General features: G+C 48.2%; 3 protein-coding genes. All 3 read right to left on the reverse strand.

Annotated features, from left to right (window positions below; genetic code table 11):
- Nucleotides 1-291: type I-E CRISPR-associated protein Cas7/Cse4/CasC (locus tag QQ91_RS14195; RefSeq protein WP_201277529.1), on the reverse strand; the 291-nt coding region annotated here is incomplete at its 3' end.
- Nucleotides 292-514: 223 nt separating this feature from the next.
- Complete coding sequence (casB, locus tag QQ91_RS14200) at nt 515-1,138, reverse strand: type I-E CRISPR-associated protein Cse2/CasB (protein WP_166284035.1); 624 nt, start codon at nt 1,136-1,138, stop codon at nt 515-517.
- A gap of 27 nt (nt 1,139-1,165) precedes the next feature.
- The gene (casA, locus tag QQ91_RS14205) at nt 1,166-2,761 is read right to left on the reverse strand and encodes a type I-E CRISPR-associated protein Cse1/CasA (RefSeq protein WP_166284037.1); all 1,596 of its coding nucleotides are present in this window, start codon (nt 2,759-2,761) and stop codon (nt 1,166-1,168) included.
- Nucleotides 2,762-2,792 lie beyond the last annotated feature (31 nt).

Genomic DNA, 2,792 nt, shown 5'->3' on the forward strand with positions numbered 1-2,792 from the left:
TCCTTCAACTAGCGCGAGACGAGCTGCGATCGCCGCTTTTTCCTCATCAATTCCCTGTTCCACCAGAAGCTTTTTAAGCTCAGGTAACCAATTGCGAGAGCGATCGGCAAATTGCTCTGGGTTTAGCTCTGCATAGTCTTGATAAAACTTTCGCACAGCCCGCTTTTGACATTGGCTGGAAATACGAGCACGGGAACGACCGCCAAATACAGTAGATTTGGGCATACCGTTTTCGTCACGGTTCAGATTGGCAGGGGGAAAGCTTTGCAGAACATGGATTTCGAGTTGCATGTTTTAGTGTCTCCGAGAGAATAACTGTGAAATTTGAAAAGGAACGTTGACGTTATTCAGCATCTGCGTCAGCAGATGACTTTGATGGTTCTGAGAAACTTGACGGCACCCTCCACAGGGCAAACGCATACTAATTTGGGACTCACGAAGGAATAGGCGTTTCAGCGATCAGCAGCTATGAATTTGCCTCAGTTTTTCGCAATAAGGGGATCTAAAGCGATTCTTATTGCGAAAATATTGGAGTATGCGTTTGCCCTGGCACCCTCCAAAAGTCTCTTGCCCATTTGTCCTGTACGCGCTTGTCGATACCGTCCCACCAATGCAGATCGGTAAGAAGCTGAGGATAATTCACGGCAATATACTTGGATTTCATCTGACGTATCAGCGTAGCCACAGGGGACTGTACGTTTTCAAAAGCTGTATCTAATAAGGTATGGAACCGACGTTCAACCCCTTTGGCATCCGGACTTTGACGACGAATTTCTTGCTGAAGCAACCAACAACTCTTACCAAAACTGCCCTTGTATGGTTCAACAGGCTGGGGGTAATAGGCGAAGAGCCCTGCCACAAAAATCCATATTCTTCCTTTATTCCAAGATTTTTCTGGGTCGTATTCAATGCCAACGGTTCGCAAGGGATCTGAAACTGTCCGGTAGGTGTCAATCAAATGTTTGGGATCTCCTTTTAGAGAGTTTTTAAGGGCTGCTTGTGCGGCTCGTGCGGCTGAACTTCGCTTGGCGTTGTCAATGATTTGTTGGTTCTCGTCAAACTCAATCTCGATTTTTTCCTGAATCAACCTCAGGAATTCTGATGCTTGGTGAATTGTCTTACGTGATGTTTTTTCCATGTCATAACCTATGCAGTGGGGTCTTTATCACCGAGCAGTCAATTTAGATTTGGTCTTTGTCTTTTTGCCTTTGCCAGATTTGTTTTTATCGCTACCTAGTCTGTCTAGGTGATGATTCAGGGAATTCAAGGCTTTGGCACGGGCTTGATAATTTCGGATGGATGAGATGGACTTGGTAAAAGCTTTGGCGGCAGTACTCTGCACAGCTTTTTCCCAATCTTGAAGGGCCTGAGTACCGTAAATCGTGCCGTTACCACTTACGGTTTTATCGTTTGGATTGGGTAACTTTTCATGCAGCAATTCTTTGAATTCTTGATCTAATGCTGCCCAGTAGCGACTTGACCCACCAAGCGTTGAGGCAAGTTGTGCCGCCTGCTGACTGATAGCTTTTTTAGGAGTGCTGGGTGGATTCAGTGCTTCAGCCAGTACGTAGTAAGGACTGCCCTGAAAGGACATAAAAACATCTTTGTGTTTCTCGGCAAATTGCAAAGCCGAATCGAGTGCCTGCCAAAGGGGTTTCTCCGTAACGTAAGCTGTCGGTACTGAAAGCTGTTCACTGACCCAACCCAGTGGCTTAGCATTATCAACCGTGAGGCCCAAGACTTGTAGGTTAAGCCAGTCTGCCACTAGCTTTGCCTGCTGTAATTCCGCTATCCAAGTGATAATCTTCGGGCCAATCCAATCATCAGACCATTTGCCAGAAGATTGCGAAAATGCGGTGGAGTCACGCCAAAGAGAACGATTCAGATCCAGCCGAATCGTGTAGCGATCACCAGGTTTTTTAGGATTTTTCTTGTAAGCGATCGCCATTTCATAGTCAGCCGATGAATGGCTTTTAGGCAGGCGATCGCCAGGATGAACCGCAACTTTAACAGCGCGACCACCCTCAAAAAACAGCCGTACCCGTCGCCACTGAAAGGTCAGATAATCCACATAGCCTGTGGGCACTCGCTCCTGAGCAGGTTGCGGCTCTCGCTCCCAGGCAGGCAAATCTTCCCCGTTCCCCTCAAAAGGCTTTTCTTCACCGTCGTACTGCATGAGGTTCAGCAACAAGGTTTCCTTTAAGCTGTTGCCACGCACCAGCACATTAGCGGCATCCATTGTCGGAATTACCCCTGCCGAAACCGATGATCCGGTTTTGCGTCCCCCGACATCAAACACATGGAGCCGCAGCACTAACCGGGCGGCAGCGGCAATATCTAGAGAGTCACCACTCCATTGATGTTCATGACAAAACACGGTGCTGGTGTTGTTGCCGTGTAAAACATAGGCTTGGTAGATTTCCCCCGCTACATCGACGGTCAGCGTAGGATCTTGCATGAAGGGGCGATTGGGATGCAACAGGTCAAAGCAATCTTTCTGGTCCTTTAGATAGGTAATGACTTCTTCACCGTTATCGTCTCTAATGCGTTCCCAGTCTTCCTCATCTTCCGGGCCTTCATAAACCCAGTTCAGCAGCGCCAGTAGGAACCGATGCAAGGCCAGAGTCGTAGGTGGGTTATCGGCCTGGAGTTTCCGCAGGGTCTCCCACTGCGCGAAAAGTTCCAGCAGTGAAACCTCCCGGTACAGGCCGTCCTGGGTTACGACCGGCACCCAGGGTTTTGTCGTCAAATCAAAATTCATAGGTACTCACAAAGAACTAACGTTCTGTTCA

The sequence above is a fragment of the Lyngbya confervoides BDU141951 genome, from assembly GCF_000817775.3.
GTDB classification, from domain to species: Bacteria; Cyanobacteriota; Cyanobacteriia; order Thermosynechococcales; family Thermosynechococcaceae; genus Lyngbya; species Lyngbya confervoides.

Coding starts and splice junctions, on each gene's coding strand:
- casB (WP_166284035.1), bottom strand. CDS start 1,138: ATGGAAAAAACATCACGTAAGACAATTCACCAAGCATCAGAATTCCTG.
- casA (WP_166284037.1), bottom strand. CDS start 2,761: ATGAATTTTGATTTGACGACAAAACCCTGGGTGCCGGTCGTAACCCAG.